The 12,793-nt window shown below is 39.3% G+C and carries 9 protein-coding genes; 2 read left to right on the forward strand and 7 right to left on the reverse strand.

Annotated features, from left to right (window positions below; genetic code table 11):
* The 3 genes from HP439_RS13880 to HP439_RS13890 all read right to left on the reverse strand — a co-directional run.
* Positions 1 to 2,544, reverse strand: a 2,544-nt coding sequence (locus HP439_RS13880; RefSeq protein WP_172390943.1) for a SusC/RagA family TonB-linked outer membrane protein, incomplete at its 3' end; no start/stop codon positions are given.
* A gap of 353 nt (positions 2,545 to 2,897) precedes the next feature.
* Positions 2,898 to 3,911 carry a LacI family DNA-binding transcriptional regulator gene (locus HP439_RS13885; RefSeq protein ID WP_172390944.1) on the reverse strand — a complete coding sequence of 338 codons (1,014 nt, stop codon included), beginning with the start codon at positions 3,909 to 3,911 and terminating at the stop codon, positions 2,898 to 2,900.
* A 142-nt stretch (positions 3,912 to 4,053) separates the two neighbouring features.
* Positions 4,054 to 5,400 carry a PDZ domain-containing protein gene (locus HP439_RS13890; protein WP_172390945.1) on the reverse strand — a complete coding sequence of 449 codons (1,347 nt, stop codon included), beginning with the start codon at positions 5,398 to 5,400 and terminating at the stop codon, positions 4,054 to 4,056.
* A gap of 318 nt (positions 5,401 to 5,718) precedes the next feature.
* Between HP439_RS13890 and HP439_RS13895 the strand changes: the two genes are divergently transcribed.
* Together HP439_RS13895 and HP439_RS13900 are read left to right on the forward strand one after the other, a co-directional pair.
* On the forward strand, positions 5,719 to 6,750 hold the full coding sequence (locus HP439_RS13895; protein ID WP_172390946.1) for a L,D-transpeptidase: 1,032 nt from the start codon (positions 5,719 to 5,721) through the stop codon (positions 6,748 to 6,750).
* 71 nt (positions 6,751 to 6,821) lie between these two features.
* Positions 6,822 to 7,595, forward strand: a complete 774-nt coding sequence (locus HP439_RS13900; RefSeq protein ID WP_246229367.1) for a murein L,D-transpeptidase catalytic domain family protein — start codon at positions 6,822 to 6,824, stop codon at positions 7,593 to 7,595.
* Positions 7,596 to 7,897: 302 nt separating this feature from the next.
* Here HP439_RS13900 and HP439_RS13905 read toward each other — a convergent pair whose 3' ends face one another.
* The 4 genes from HP439_RS13905 to HP439_RS13920 all read right to left on the reverse strand — a co-directional run.
* Complete coding sequence (locus HP439_RS13905; RefSeq protein ID WP_172390947.1) at positions 7,898 to 10,111, reverse strand: NADP-dependent isocitrate dehydrogenase; 2,214 nt, start codon at positions 10,109 to 10,111, stop codon at positions 7,898 to 7,900.
* 150 nt (positions 10,112 to 10,261) lie between these two features.
* A complete protein-coding gene (locus HP439_RS13910) occupies positions 10,262 to 10,909 on the reverse strand; it encodes an NAD(P)H-binding protein (RefSeq protein ID WP_172390948.1) in 648 nt (215 codons plus the stop codon).
* Between the two features lie 18 nt (positions 10,910 to 10,927).
* The gene (locus tag HP439_RS13915; RefSeq protein WP_172390949.1) at positions 10,928 to 11,971 is read right to left on the reverse strand and encodes a ferredoxin--NADP reductase; all 1,044 of its coding nucleotides are present in this window, start codon (positions 11,969 to 11,971) and stop codon (positions 10,928 to 10,930) included.
* Between the two features lie 110 nt (positions 11,972 to 12,081).
* On the reverse strand, positions 12,082 to 12,793 hold a 712-nt coding region (locus HP439_RS13920), incomplete at its 5' end, for a translation initiation factor IF-2 (protein ID WP_343043551.1).

Genomic DNA, 12,793 nt, shown 5'->3' on the forward strand with positions numbered 1-12,793 from the left:
GAGCATATAATCTGGCACAGGAGATTTATAAAAATAACGATCATTGTCGTTGATTATACCGTCACCATTCAAATCCTCGTATACACCTTCAATTGGTAGGCCCTCTTCGTTGTATACCTGTTTGTGAACGCGGAAACTATTAGGAGCACGATTGATAACATGAGCCTGAATATTATTTCCTGTACTGCCAGAGATCCCACCAGTTTCGATCATATATTCAGGATCAGAAACGTCTGTTAAATTCGTTACTTTGCTGTTGTTGTATGTAAAATTAAATCCGAAATCCAATGCAAGGTCATCTGTATCAATAGCTTTTGCATTGATCGCTAGCTCTATACCTTTATTTTCCATGTTCCCCACGTTTGTAAGGAGCAGGTTACTAAAGTTCGTTCCTACCGGAATGGGAATTGTACTAAGTAGATCCTTTGTTCTTTTAAAATAAACATCTACACTACCCGTTAAACGCCCACGTACAAATCCATAATCTATTCCAGCATTGTATGTCGCTGTTGATTCCCAGCGGATATCTTTGTCATATGCAACTGGTGAATACATATAATAGAATTGATCACCTAATTGATACATTGACTCGTTGGAACTGCTGGTGTAATTTGCTAGATAGGAGTAGTTGGCAATACCGTCTTGTTGCCCTGTCTCTCCATAGCTTAGGCGTAACTTTAAATCTGAAATAGCATCATTCTCAGCAAGAAAAGATTCCTCTTTAATGCGCCAAGTGGCACCAATTGAGGGGAACACACCCCAGCGGTTATCTTCTTTAAATCGTGATGAGCCATCTGTACGGATTGTCCCGGAGATTATATATTTGTTATCGTAGGTGTAAATCAATCTTCCATAGTATGAAATCAATTTGTTTTGAGGCACATCGAATGCAAATGCGGGCGTGCTTAACACGGTACCGTCCGCGCTTGTGCGATCGTAGTTGTATACTTTGGATTTATAGTTATAGTACCCGTAACCGGCTGTAGCATTAATATTGCTCTCGGCGATATCCTTGGTATAGTTTAGATAGAACTCACCAACGGTATTGTTGATATCTGTTTTGTAGCGTGTAATTTCTCCTAAAGTATTAATCGTAACTGCAGCATAGTCGGGAATATAGGTATCGCCTTCGCCTTTAGATACGTCATATCCTAAATTCAAATTTGCGTTTAGCCCCTGGATAAATGGTAAGGCATAGTCGAGCTGTATGTTACCAAAGCTACGTGATACCTTTCCATTATCGTCTTTCAATTCCAATAACCCAAGTGGATTACGAGGTGCATTAGGGTTGGGATCGTATTGTTCGGTTGCCGAATTAAACTGCTTCCACTCGTAAAAGTTACCAAACCTATTCTCTTCATGAACGGCTTGTGTAGGATCAAACTGAATTGCCGCACCGATGGCGTTCTGATTACCGAATTTCGAATTTGAAAGTGATCCTTTCAAATTAATATCAACCTTTAAACTGTTGTCAAATAGTTTCGGTGCAAAATTTATCGATGCTGTTGTACGATCTAAATTGTCGCGCTTTAAAATACCTTGCTGATTTAGATAGCCCAAGGAAACGCGGTATGGAAGATTTGGCTTGAATGCGCCTGCAACGCTCAGACTATTGTCTGTTGAAAATGCCTGTCGGTATATCTCATCCTGCCAATCGGTATCGCTCTCCCCTAACGAGGCTATTTGTGCATCAGTCCCTTGTGCATTTACGTATTCACGAATCTGCTCAGCAGACATTAAGTCTACTTTTGCAGCTGCCTTAGCTAGTGAATTCTGTGTGCTAAAATTGATTTTCGGTTGTCCGCTGGCTCCTTTTTTTGTTGTAATTAAAATAACACCATTGGATGCCCTAGAACCGTAAATAGCCGTAGCGTTTGCGTCTTTGAGAACTGTGAATGTTTCGATATCCGCAGGGTTTATTAGGCTTAATGGATTCGCAACTCCAGAAATGGTACTTGAGGAAAGAGGAACACCGTCAATAACTATGAGTGGGTCGTTACTAGCATTAAGTGATGCACCTGCGCGCACACGAATAGTGCTTGCGGCACCAGGCTGCCCCCCGCCAGATGTAATTTGTACCCCAGCCACTTTACCGGTAATTAACTGTTCTGGCGTAGTGATCGCACCCTTTTGGAAATCTTTAGAGGAAACGGTTGTCATTGATCCGGTGAGCTCTCCCTTTTTCTGAGTACCGTATCCAATAACAATTACTTCCTCAAGGTTACTGGCATCCATGTCTAATATAAAATCGAATGTATTATGCCCCTGGCCTATCGTAATGCTTTGTTCCTGCGTTATATAACCGATCATGTTTACGGATACGCGATGTGCCTTGGAAGCGATATTATTTAGAATGTAATTTCCTTCTCCGTCAGCCGATGTAGATAATTGAGTTCCGAGGACAATAATTGTCGCTCCGGGAACCGCATTGCCTTGTTTATCAGTTATTCGCCCCTGTAAGTTGCCAGACTGTGCAAACGCGGTAATCTGAAGACACATCAGTAGTCCAACAACCATTACCCGGTGTAATGTAAAATTGTTCATTGTGTTAAGTTTTAGATTAGTAATTGAAGCTATTAATTGAACGTGCGTATAAAATTCCGTAGGAATAATGATTAGAAACGTTGAGTTTTGGAAATTTTGACACGATAAGGCGGCAGTTCACCCCTAGGTGCAACATTAAATCATCCATCAAACACAAAACTATTGCCTGGTTTATCATGCTAATATTGGTTATATCATAATACTGGGAACGTTCCCAAAAAATACAAAAGTTTAAACCGAGAAAATGCTAAAGTTAGCCTTTATACATTCGCTCAAAAAATTGTTAGCATTTCGGGAATGTTCCCGAAATATATCAAAGGTATAATGTTCCCGGAATATTCACAAAGAAAAATTTATATTTTTTTACTCGATTCCTGAAAATAGAGTTTGGACGGTAGTAAGGTCGTCTGTTGGTTATCGAGATTGACTGGTTTGGAAAGGCAGCGAAACAAGTAATTAGCTGCTTCCTTTCCCATCTCAAAAGCAGGTTGTTTTACCACACTAAGTGAAGGCCTTAATAAATCCGTAATGTCCAAACAAGAAAAACATATTAATTTTAAATCCTCGGGCACTCGAATATTTTCGTGCAGGGCCACACGTAACGTTGAAATTGCTAATCGCTCTACAGCCGCGAATATACCATCGGGTTTTTGTTGGTTTAATAGCATCCTTATGGCCTCGCTGTTAATATGGGCATCGTTAACAGTGTCCAGTACCAAATTTGGATCAAAGGGAATTCCGTTTTCCTTTAACGCCTGTTTGTATCCGTCCATGCGGATTTTACCAATAGACACATTTTGATTAATCACCGCGTAGGCGATCTTTCTACATCCATTTTCTATTAAATGCTGGGTTGCGGATCGACTTGATTCGAAGTCATTGCCCGTTACAAAAAAACTATTGAAATCTTCGTACGTACGGTCGAAGAATACAATTGGAATATCATGATCTCGCAATAACTGCAAGTGACTATGATCCTTTCCTTCTCCGGAGGCAGAGATGAGCACTCCGTCAACACGTCCATTTGCGAGTGAGCGAACGATAGATGCTTCGTTTTGTACATTGCTGTCCGTGACATAGATAAGCGTATGGTAATTTCGAGAACGTGCTATTAACTCAATACCTTTAATTGCCTGACTAAAAAAGTTGTTCCCGAATTCAGGAATGATAATAGCAATTGTAGCGCTCCGGTTACCTTTTAAGCTACTCGCATAAAGATTTGGAGCGAAGCCTAGCTCTTCTGCTTTTTCTAAAATCCGAGCCTTTGTTTTGGGACTGATATCATTGCTATCTCGAAATGCCCGTGATACGGTGGATTTGGAAAGTCCAAGTTGTTTTGCTAAATCAATAATTGTAATCTGTGACATTTGAGTGCTTTAACGATATCAAATATATTGCTTTTTAATAGTCAGCCAATAACAGTATGATAATAATTGCAAAAAATAATCGGCCACGTAAATCACAGACGACTTACTAGCTAGATAAAGAAAGCAAATACCAGTCATCAACTTAGCTTTCACGGTATGGAATTGGATCAACAAGCTGGAAGCGTACTTCGATTAACTCTCCTTGACGTTCCAATATTAGTTTAACATGATCTCCAGGTTTAGATTGTAGTCGCTGCATAACCCTTTGTAAAGTTAAACCACTGATAGAGCGACCGTTTATACTAACAAGCAAATCCCCTACTCGGACTCCAGCCTTCTCCGCGGGAGAAGCTTTCCGAATACCTGATACGCGATATATTGGCTTTAAAACAAATTTATATTGTACATTATGATTATCAAAGTTAATGGTAACTCCTTTATTTTGGGGCTGCATGGGGTCATCGCTTCTAGATTGCTTAATACGAACAAGTTCCTTTGACCATTCCATCCCATCGTGTTTTATATCCAATCCAGCCATGTTAAGTACGAAAGGCTTATTGAAATTTTTGTTTTTACGCAAAAACAGTAATTGCTGCTGATAATCAATTAGTAGATGGAATCTTTGTAAGATTTGACTGCCTATAGAACCGACCCTATTTTTTGCCAGCTTCCGTTCAAAAACTGCGCTTGAATCTGGGTACGCAATTATTGGGTAGTCAATCTCAAAATCTTCAATTGCTACCTTTTTAATCCGATTGCGTTTCCCATGAATTACGCCACTGAACCCCCTTCCTATGTATTCTTCAACGTAGGGTTCTCTAACTTCAAATTGTTCAATACGAAAAGGGAATACCATTGCTGCGTCTGTATTCCCCATATCAACAAGCATTTTACTGGTTAGCCATTTGTCACGAAATAATAGTTCTGCCTCGATATAAGGACGGTGTCGTTCGATCTCAATTTGCGTATTTTCATATTTTCTAACCTCTCCGCTATAATCGTAACCTGATGGATAGAGGGTTAATCGTTTTTTTATATAATCTACTTTTACAGGAAAACTGTGGAAAAAATGCGATCCTAATATTCCATTTATTGCCACACCAACGTCACTAGAGATATCCAAGTCGTCAGCTTGGATGACGTATATAGAATGTAAAGAATCGACGGCTACATCATCAATTTCGACGATGTTTTCTGTTGATAATATGCCGTCAATACCTCCCTCGCTTCCAATTCCCTGAAACCTAATTTTATTTTGATTATGTAGATAGAGGCTGTCTCGGTTATTCGCAAAAAGAATCGTCTCCTTTACTCCCGTATCTAACAGAAACGAGAATGCGACGCCGTTTATAGTAATAGGAACTAACACGACATTATTAATAAGCTCAAATTTGAATGTAAGCGGTTTCCCACTGCGTAACTGAAATACGCCCTGCCCCAATGCTAAAAAGGGAAAGCATAAAGCAATCAGAAATAGAGCGTGTCTCATTTATAATCGGTAACTACACGAAGTTAAGCTTTTGCGATCAATAATGATAATTTCCATAGGTAAGATTGTTCTGCAAAAACAAGGAACTTTATAAAATTGGATTTCAAGGATTAATGGTCGACTGGGCGATCGCCCATGGTATTAATATTTCTATTCTTTTTTGCTGATGATAATTCTAGATAAATTGATCTTCCTAAGCGTTGCGAAACGCTACAAAACTATAAATATCTAGCGCATTGCGAACTACGACATGTTAAATATTGAAAATTTATGTATTTTTGGATGCATCAGATATTAACGGAATTTTATAGGAATTACATGGGAAAATACATCGGGAACGCATTCCTTTTTTTTTGTCTAACTTTAACGGCTTGCAATCAAAACAAGGCTAAAGTTACCGACCCTGCTGAACAACGCAGAAAAGATTCAATAGAACGCGTTAAACAGGCTGAGGAAGCCGAGAGGCAACGTCCGAGAACTGCAGATGATATCGACCTAAAAAAAGAACTCTCCTATGATCAGCACACCCTTGAGGAGACATACGACTATGAAGATACGACTCGCCAATTCCAACTCGATAAAATTAGAGATTATCTTGCGTTGGTCGAAAATTTCCAACGTGAAAAGGCTTCCTATGTAGTTTTGGAAAATCGAAAAAACAAACATGGTGAGGCCCCTCTTGTAAAGAATTTTCATCGGAACGAATACAAATTAGTTTCCGACTCGTTGGGTACGGAACGATATGAAGGAATTCCGTTATATCTGCCCGGAGATGTTGAAGCGCCTACCATTTACGGACGAGATGGAGCACTTGCGAAGCTGCGCAGCAGTGATACAATCGATATGGTTAAAGTTGAAGGGGTGTCGTTCCAGGGCGAGTTCGAAGTTCCGAGACGTTATATTAAACCAATTGGAGATTCGGTTACCTTCTACCATGTCGCATTTCCTGATGTAACAAACCAAAATATTTTAACTGCAGAACGTGTAGGGGATTGTAAATGGGTGATCAGAAGTATGAATCCAGCTACTACCGGGCGGCATAAACCTCCTTATGCGCACGATACACCAACAGGTATCTTTGTCGTACAGGAGAAGAAACCGAAAATGTTTTATTACCGGGATGGGACAACATCAATTGAGGGCTATGCACCGTATGCGAGTCGCTTCACCAATGGTGCATACATTCATGGCGTGCCGGTAAACAATCCTAAAGGTAAGATCGTAGAATACAGTTGGTCATTGGGTACAACCCCAAGATCTCATATGTGTGTGCGCAACGCTTCTTCTCATGCAAAATTTGTATATGATTGGGCTAAAAAGTATAATTCGTTAGTAATTGTAATTAATTGATATTCACATTATTTAACATTTTTGCCGCGGGATTTTTCGTAATTTTGGCCCGGAACTAAAGAAAAGTGCTTATGCGTAGTATGATATTTGTGTTGTTGACATGTTTTTTAGTGAGTTATATTCCAACAGGAATTACAGATCCTTCAGTAGCTGAAGCAGCAAATTCTAAGCCTTCAGAAGAAATCAAAAAAATAGAAAAAAAATCAACAGCAAATATTCTTTATGAGAATATGAAATTAGCGGGTGTCTTAAATTTTGATGCCTTCGAACAAGCGTTGCAAGGATATGAACAGCTGAATCCTAGCAAGAAAAACATCCTTACTGTGATTGATTTTACTTTACCTTCAAGTGAGAAGCGTATGGTAGTTATCGATATGGATAATCAAAAAGTTTTATTTCATAATATCGTTTCTCATGGTAAGAATTCTGGAGAGAAGTATGCGACATCTTTCTCGAATAAACATGGGTCATTACAGAGTTCATTAGGTTTTTTCTTCACAGAAGGCACCTATCAAGGCGGTAATGGCTATTCTCTTATATTAAACGGATTAGAAAAAGGTATTAATGACCAAGCGAAGGCGCGAGCCGTGGTTATTCACGGAGCAGACTATTGCAGTGAATCTTTTATTAAATCTACCGGTCGATTGGGACGTAGCTATGGTTGTCCTGCTTTACCAAGAGCATTAACGAAACCCATTATCAACACGATTAAAAATGGATCATTAGTCTACATATACGCGGACAACGATCAGTACCTTGCGAATACAAATATTGTAAAACAGGTAACATCAAAAGGTTTGCTTGCGCAGCATGATCAAACTGATAGTCTCTCGAATTTAAATTAGAAGCCCCCAAAAATTCAGATGCTCTTTAATATTCGCTTTCACGAAATATTAAAGAGCATTATTTTTTACAAGGCTTTCGAAGATATAAACTCCAAATTTCTATCCGAATAGCCGGAAGTTAAAAGTAATCTCTGCTGAAAGAACCATCGTAAAATATACGGATATGAAAACTGTACATTGAGCAATTCGGGCGCCGGATTTAAAGAAAATTAAAGAGTTCTATAACAAGTGTTTAGCCGCTAAACAAAAGATCAGTTTACCGCTAGATAAACTGATCCTTTAAAAAATTACAATTTCTATTATTATATTGTTGCAATCGCTGTATTAAAAGTTGATGATGGACGCATTGCTTTAGAAGCTAGTTCATCATTAGGAAAATAATATCCACCTATATCTTGTGGACTTCCTTGAGCACCAATAAGCTCATCATTTATTTTTGACTCTTGCTCCTGTAAAGAAGTAGCAAGCTTGCTAAAAATGGCTGCCAGTTCGCTGTCTTTAGTTTGTGCAGCTAAAGCTTCAGCCCAATATAATGTTAGATAGAAATGTGAACCGCGGTTGTCAATCTGTCCAACTTTACGTGCGGGCGACTTATCATTTGCTAAGAATTTTTCGGTTGCAATATCTAAAGTTTCTGCAAGCACTTGAGCCTTATCATTCTTTTGTGTCTCAGCGAGGTGTTCAAACGACGCTCCTAAGGCTAAAAATTCACCTAGCGAATCCCAACGAAGGTATCCTTCGTTAACAAATTGTTCAACGTGCTTCGGTGCCGAACCGCCTGCCCCGGTCTCAAATAAACCACCGCCGTTCATTAACGGAACGATCGATAGCATTTTCGCCGACGTTCCAACCTCTAATATTGGGAATAAATCTGTAAGGTAATCACGTAATACATTACCTGTCACAGATATTGTATCTAATCCTTTACGAATGCGTTCCACAGAAAACTTAGCTGCTTCTATTGGAGAAAGTATGTGAATTTCTAAACCTTCAGTATCGTGATCCGCTAGATATTTGTTTACTTTTTTGATTATTTCTCTATCATGCGAACGATTTTCGTCCAGCCAGAACACTGCAGGTGTTCCTGATAACCGAGCACGATTAACTGCTAGTTTAACCCAGTCTTGAATCGGAGCATCTTTTGCTTGGCACATACGGAAAATATCACCTTGTTCAACCGGCTGTGCCATTAAAACTTTACCTTCAGCATCTACAACATTGATTGTGCCTGCAGATTTCGCTTGGAATGTTTTATCATGGGAACCGTATTCTTCGGCTTTCTGTGCCATCAAACCAACATTTGGTACAGAGCCCATTGTTTTTGGATCAAAGGCACCATTTGCTTTACAATCTTCAATTACAGCTTTGTAAACACCTGCATATGAACGATCTGGGATAATTGCAATTGTGTCTTGCGGTTTGCCTTCTTTGTTCCACATTTGTCCCGATGTACGGATCATTGCAGGCATCGAAGCATCAACGATTACATCTGAAGGTACATGTAAATTGGTAATTCCTCTGTCAGAATTCACCATCGCTAGATCAGGACCATCTGTTATCGCTTTCTCAATGGCGGCTTTGACTTCTGCCTCTTGCGGCGTTCCAGCAATCTTATTATATATCTCTCCTAAACCATTGTTTTTATTGATACCCAAAGTCTTAAATAGGTCTCCATATTGCGCGAATACATCTTTAAAGAAAACTTCAACGATAGCGCCAAAGATGATGGGGTCAGAAACTTTCATCATTGTCGCTTTAAGATGTGCAGATAGTAAAACACCAGCTTCTTTTGCCTCTTCAATCGTTTTGGCAACGAATGCTTTTAATTTTGCTATGTTAAGTACCGAAGAATCGATCACTTCACCTGCAATTAACTTTCCGTATGATTTAAGTTCGGTAGACTGTCCATCTGCAGCAACAAATTCTATTTTGAACTTTCCGTCGTTTTCAACGGTAAGTGATTGTTCAGTTGAATAGAAATCACCGTCGGTCATTGATGCTACTTTAGTTTTACTGTCCGAGGACCACGCTCCCATGCTATGAGGATTTGCTTTGGCATAATTCTTAACTGCCTTGGGAGCACGACGATCCGAGTTACCTTCACGTAGCACTGGGTTAACAGCAGACCCTAAGATTTTAGCATATGTCGCTTTAATGATTTCTTCTTCTTCGTTTTCGGCCGTATCTGGATAGTTAGGTACATTGTACCCAGCCTTTTGCAATTCAGTTATTGCGCCCTTTAGCTGCGGGATAGATGCGGAAATGTTTGGTAATTTGATGATGTTCGCATCTGGACTAGTTGCTAGTTGTCCCAGTTCTGCTAACGCGTCAGAAACTTTTTGATCGGGACTTAAATACTCTGAAAAATTAGCTAGAATCCTGCCTGCTAATGAGATATCTCTTAATTCTACTTCTATGTTTGCTGTTTTAGCAAATGCTTTTACGATTGGCAAAAATGAATAGGTCGCCAACAGTGGCGCTTCATCAGTTTTAGTGTAAATAATTTTGGATGACATAATTTTCTATTGAAATTCAATTGTTTTACGGATAAGCATAATATAACACACTTAGATTGATCACAAACTGTGTCTATTAAAAATTGGCTTAAAGATAAGCATTTGAAACTAAAATGCCATATCAGTTTTAAATATGACTTTGCTGAAATACTATATGGCCGAGTTGAACAAATCGTGTACTGCAAGGCGCCGAATACCCGAATTGTTGGCCACGAATCCTGCCTTTACAATTTCTTTGGCAAGTTGTTTCGTCGTTATTGATCGATACTGATTAAATAGTCCCATTTTATTTAGTCCATCAAGGATTTTACCAGTGACTTTTTCCATTTTTCGGGTAGTGTCAGGCCGTATTATCATTCCTGGTTGTATAATTGTTAGCTGTGGGAAATTTAACGCGCAAATATTATCCTCTAGGGTTCCCTTCATTCTACTATAAAAGAACATCGAATCTTTATCCGATCCCACCGCGGAAAGTAGGACGAAATGCCGCACCTCTTGTGATTTACAAAGGGCAGCAAAGTGTAGTTGATAGTCGTGATCAACGACCCACTGAGCTTCTTTACTACCGGCATCTTTTAGGGTTGTACCCAAACAGGAAAATGCGAGGTCCCCGTGCAGATGCGTTTCGTAATCTTGCATCTTATCAAAGTTTATTTTTACAACCGTTAATTTTGGGTGTATATCTTCTATTTCACGGCGTACCAAAGCAACCACAGCTGTTATTCTTTTGTCTGCCAATAGTTCCTTTAGTACTTCTTTACCTGTTGCGCCTGTAGCCCCGATGATAACAGCTTTCATAGTTTTTTATTTACTTTATCATATTACATCAATCGTCGTACCATCTTCTATCGGATGTGACGTACAAATCAAACAACGGCCTTTCTCCACTTCCCTATCCGTTAATACTTCGTTATAATCCATCCGAACAGCCCCCGTTGTACACTGAGAGATGCAGGTACTGCACATCCCAGATTTACAGGAATACGGAAGTTTGATTTTATGTTCAAGGCCAACGTCAAGCACCGTTTTATTATAAGGGACTGTCAATTCATATTCTTTTCCTTGAAATCGTAATATTATATCGTATGAAGTTGTGTCAACCGGTATCTCGTCTTTTTCATCTTCATCATCTTCTTCGTCCGGAAAATGAAACGTTTCTTTGCGTATATCGGCATCTGGAATCCCTAGTCCAAGCAACGTGAAGCGTACTAGATCCATATAGAATACTGGACCACAGGTGAAAAATAACGCATGCTTATTTTCTGGCATACGTTCGTTGACAAAACGAAGTAGGTTCTCGCGGTTCAGATGGGCATTTAATAAATTCTTAGAGTTGGAATATATCCAAATAATTTCCAGACGATCTACAAATTTTTTTTGCCATTCTTCCAGTTCATCTTTGAATACAGTCCGTTCTGGTGAGCCATTGCTATAGATTAAAACGATCTTACTATTTGTCTCCCTCGTCAATGCTGTTTTTAATATGGAATATAAGGGTGTTACCCCCACGCCTGCTGCAAATAAAAATATAGTACGCGAGGATTCGGGTTCCGGTTCATAAGAAAATAGTCCCTGCGGAGCCAGAACATCAATGATATCGCCTACCCGGGTCCGGTGATGTAAGAGTCTGGAAATTTCCCCATTATCAACCCTCTTTACAGTGACCGCAAGCGGTTCATCAACATCAGGAGAACTACTAAATGAATATGATCGACGAACTTCACGTTCGCCAAACGTGAACGACATCGTTAAGAACTGCCCGGCTTTATATGCAGGGTAATCTCCCGATAAATCTTTGAAAGTAAGAGTAACATTGTCATTTGGTTGCTGAATGATATTTGTAATCTCGAATTTGTACATATCTAAAAATACTGTATTTGTCGTTGGTGGGCAAATAGAAAAAATCTATGCCCAATAAAAAATCCTGACAGTGTTAACTGTCAGGATTATAGTTATTTAATAAAACTCAATTAGAGTTTACGTTTTACTTCTACTTGTTCGTATGCTTCGACGATATCACCAACGAGTATATCATTGAAACGATCGATATTTAAACCACATTCATATCCTTGACTTACTTCCTTAACGTCGTCTTTGAAACGTTTTAAGGATGCTAATTTACCGGTATGAATAACAACACCGTCGCGTATCACGCGGATATCGTTATTTCGGTTAATTTTACCTTCCCGAACCATACATCCGGCAATTGTACCCACCTTGGATATTTTAAAGGTTTCCCGAATTTCAACCTCTGCAACAATTTTCTCCTCGAATTTTGGTGCTAACATGCCTTCCATTGCAGATTTAAGCTCATCAATCGCGTCATAAATGATCGAGTAAAGACGTATATCGATCTGTTCGTTTTCTGCAAGCTTACGCGCATTTTGTGTCGGACGTACTTGGAAACCGATTATGATCGCATCTGAGGCTGAGGCTAACAATACATCTGATTCAGAAATAGCACCCACGGATTTGTGAATAATATTTACCTGTATCTCGCCAGTCGATAACTTTAATAATGAATCGGATAACGCCTCAATTGAACCGTCCACATCACCCTTAACAATAACATTAAGTTCTTTAAAGTTTCCGATTGCCAAACGACGTCCGATTTCATCCAACGTAATATGTTTGGTAGCACGCATACCTTGCTCACGTTGTAATTGTAGACGTTTATTTGCA

Origin of the sequence: Sphingobacterium shayense, assembly GCF_013179575.1 — a bacterium.
GTDB classification, from domain to species: Bacteria; Bacteroidota; Bacteroidia; order Sphingobacteriales; family Sphingobacteriaceae; genus Sphingobacterium; species Sphingobacterium shayense.

Coding starts and splice junctions, on each gene's coding strand:
- HP439_RS13895 (WP_172390946.1), top strand. CDS start 5,719: ATGGGAAAATACATCGGGAACGCATTCCTTTTTTTTTGTCTAACTTTA.
- HP439_RS13915 (WP_172390949.1), bottom strand. CDS start 11,971: ATGTACAAATTCGAGATTACAAATATCATTCAGCAACCAAATGACAAT.
- HP439_RS13900 (WP_246229367.1), top strand. CDS start 6,822: ATGCGTAGTATGATATTTGTGTTGTTGACATGTTTTTTAGTGAGTTAT.
- HP439_RS13910 (WP_172390948.1), bottom strand. CDS start 10,909: ATGAAAGCTGTTATCATCGGGGCTACAGGCGCAACAGGTAAAGAAGTA.
- HP439_RS13890 (WP_172390945.1), bottom strand. CDS start 5,400: ATGAGACACGCTCTATTTCTGATTGCTTTATGCTTTCCCTTTTTAGCA.
- HP439_RS13905 (WP_172390947.1), bottom strand. CDS start 10,111: ATGTCATCCAAAATTATTTACACTAAAACTGATGAAGCGCCACTGTTG.
- HP439_RS13885 (WP_172390944.1), bottom strand. CDS start 3,911: ATGTCACAGATTACAATTATTGATTTAGCAAAACAACTTGGACTTTCC.